The organism is Streptomyces sp. NRRL B-24572, from assembly GCF_002156145.1.
Lineage (GTDB): Bacteria > Actinomycetota > Actinomycetes > Streptomycetales > Streptomycetaceae > Streptomyces > Streptomyces vietnamensis.
In genome coordinates this window covers 1-3,013 of sequence record NZ_MWIG01000017.1, presented here as the reverse complement: position 1 = coordinate 3,013, position 3,013 = coordinate 1, and the positions used below count along the sequence as shown (strand labels likewise).

At 75.5% G+C, this 3,013-nt stretch carries 1 protein-coding gene; it reads left to right on the top strand.

Features of this window, described 5'->3' with window-relative positions:
• Positions 1-3,013: condensation domain-containing protein (locus tag CCN56_RS00960; RefSeq protein WP_143664385.1), on the top strand; the 3,013-nt coding region annotated here is incomplete at both ends.

Below are 3,013 nucleotides of genomic sequence, written 5' to 3'. Positions count from 1 at the left end.
CGTCGATGCCGCGCGGCCGGCTGGTGGGCGTCGAGCCGGCCGCGCGGCATCGACGCCATCGTCGGCCTGCTCGCCGTTCTCCGCACCGGTGCCGCCTACCTGCCCCTCGACGTCCAGGCCCCCGACGCCCGCAACGAGGCGATCCTGAAGGACGCCTGCGGCGATCTGGCGCCCAGCCCGGCGGAGGTCGCCCGGCACGGCGAGCTCGTCCTCGGCGGCCCCGGCGCCGGAGAGGGCGCGGCCTACGTCATCTACACCTCCGGCTCCACCGGCACCCCCAACGGCGTGGTCGTCGCCCACGACTCCCTCGCCCACTTCATCGCCGGCGCCACCCCCGCGTACGGCATCGGCCCCGACGACGCGGTCCTCCAGTTCAGCCCGCTGCACTTCGACGCCAGCATCCAGGAGGTCTTCACGACCCTCGGTGCCGGCGGCACCCTCGTCCTGCGCACCGACGACATGCTCGACGTGGCCGAACTCCTCGCCGGCTGTGCCCGGCACGGCGTCACCTACCTCGACCTGCCCGCCGCCTACTGGCACGAGCTCGTCCACGTCCTCACCACCGGCTCCGTCCGACTCCCCGACAGCCTGCGCACCGTCATGATCTACGGCGAGGCCGCCCTGCCCGAGCGCGTCGCCCAGTGGCGCGCTCTCGTCGGCGACCGGATCCGCCTCCTCAACGGTTACGGGCCCACCGAGACCACCGTCGTGGCCACCGTCGCCGACCTCAGCCGGCACGACACCGGGCCCATCCCCATCGGCCGGCCGCTGCCCGGCGTCCGCGCCGCCGTCGTCGACGGCGAACTGTGGCTGCTCGGCGGCGGCCTGACCCGCGGCTACCTCCACCGGCCCGAACTCAACGCCCGCCGCTTCACCACACTCGACGGCGAGCGCGCCTACCGCACCGGCGACCTCGTCACCATCGGCGAGGACCGGCAGATCCTCTACCACGGCCGCCTCGACGACGAGGTGAAGATCGGCGGCCAGCGCATCGACCCCGCCGCCGTCGACTCCGTCCTCGCCGGCCACCCCGCGGTCCGGGAGGCCGCCGTCGTCGCCCAGCAGGACGACGACGGCGTCAAGCGGCTCGTCGCCTTCGTGGTGACCGAGGGCGGCACGGACGCGGAGGAGCTGCGCGACCGGGTACGCGCGCGCATGCCCGCCGCCGCCGTGCCCGCGGTCTCGATCGTCGTCGCCCTGCCCCGTACCAGCTCCGGCAAGATCAACCGTAAGGCGCTGCGCACGGCCGACCCGCGTCTGCCCGTCGTCCACGAGGAACCCCTGCCCGCCGAGGACCGCGTCCCGCTCTCCCACGCCCAGCGCCGGCTGTGGCTGGTCGGCCAGCTCGACGGACCGTCCGCCGCCTACAACATGCCGATCGTCCTCGACCTGGAGACGGCCCCCGACCGGGCCGCCCTCGCCGCCGCCGTGACCGACGTCGCCGAACGGCACGAGGTGCTCCGCACCGTCTTCCTCGCGCCCGAGGACGAGCCGTACCAGCACGTCCTCGCCCCCACCGCCGTCCGGCTGCGCACCGTCGAGTGCCCGGCGGAGGAACGCGCCGAGCGGATCGCCGAGTTCACCGCAGAGACCTTCGACCTGTCCCGCGAACTTCCGCTGCGCGTCGCCCTGTTCCTGCCGGACGACGGCCCCGGCGCCACCCTGGCCGTCCTGCTCCACCACGTCGCCGGCGACGGCTGGTCCCTCGAACCGCTGATGACCGACCTCGCCCACGCCTACGCCGCGCGCGCCGAGGGCCGCGCGCCCGACCGGGAGCCGCTGCCCGTCCAGTACGCCGACTACACGCTCTGGCAGAACGATCTCCTCGGCGAAGCCGACGACCCGGACTCCCCCGTGGCCCGGGGCCTCGACCACTGGCGTACGGCCCTGGACGGCCTGCCCGCCGCGACCGACCTGCCCCTCGACCGGCCCAGGGCAGCCGTCCGCGCCCACGACGGCGGCCTGGTGACCACCGCCGTCGAACCGGCCGTCCACGCACGGCTCGTCCGCCTCGCCGAGGAGCACGACGCCAGCCTGCTCATGGTGGCGCAGGCTGCCCTCGGCCTCGCCCTGCGCGCCGCCGGCGCCGGAGAGCGCACCGTCCTCGGCACCCCCGTCGCCGGACGCGACGACGAGGCCCTCGACGAGCTCGTCGGCTTCTTCGTCAACACCCTCGTGCTGCCCACCGACACCTCCGGCGACCCCGCCTTCACCGACCTCCTGCACCGGGTCCGCGACACCGACCTCGCCGCCTTCGCCCACCAGCGGCTCCCCTTCGACCTCCTCGTGGAACACCTCAACCCGCCCCGCACACCCGGCGTCCACCCGCTCTTCCAGGTGATGCTCACCCTGCGGACCACCGGCCCCGACGGCGGCCCCTTCCACCTCGGCGCCATCCCGGGCCGCTTCGCCGGCGAAGGACCGGCCACCACCAAGTTCGACCTCACCGCCGCCTTCGAGGAACTCCGGGACACCGACGGCGCCCCCGCCGGACTCCGGCTCGGCCTGGAGTACGCGCGCGACGTACTCGACGAGGACACCGCCCGCATCCTGCTCGCCGCCCTGGAGCGCGCCCTGCGCGCCGCCGCCGAGCACCCCGAGGCCCGGATCCGGGACAACGGCCTCGTCGACCCCGCGACCCGGCACGCCCTGGACGAACGGCGCGCCCGCACCGCCGCGCGCGCCGCCGAGGCGACCGCACCCCCACGTGCGGAGCCGCCCGCCCCGTACACCGACACCCTGCGGGAACTCTTCGCCGAAGTGCTCGGCCTCGACCGGGTCGGCCCCCACGAAGGCTTCTTCACCATCGGCGGCCACTCCATGAGCGGCGTACGCCTCGCCAACCGGATCCGCGCCCGCCTCGGCGCCGACGTCCAGGTCCGCGACCTGCTCCTCGCGCCCACCCCGGACGCCCTCGCCCGCCGCATCGCCGACCGGTCCACCACCCCGGAGACGGACGGCATCCCGGAGCCGGTACGCCCCCGCCCGGCGCCGCGCGCGGACCGGCCCGCAC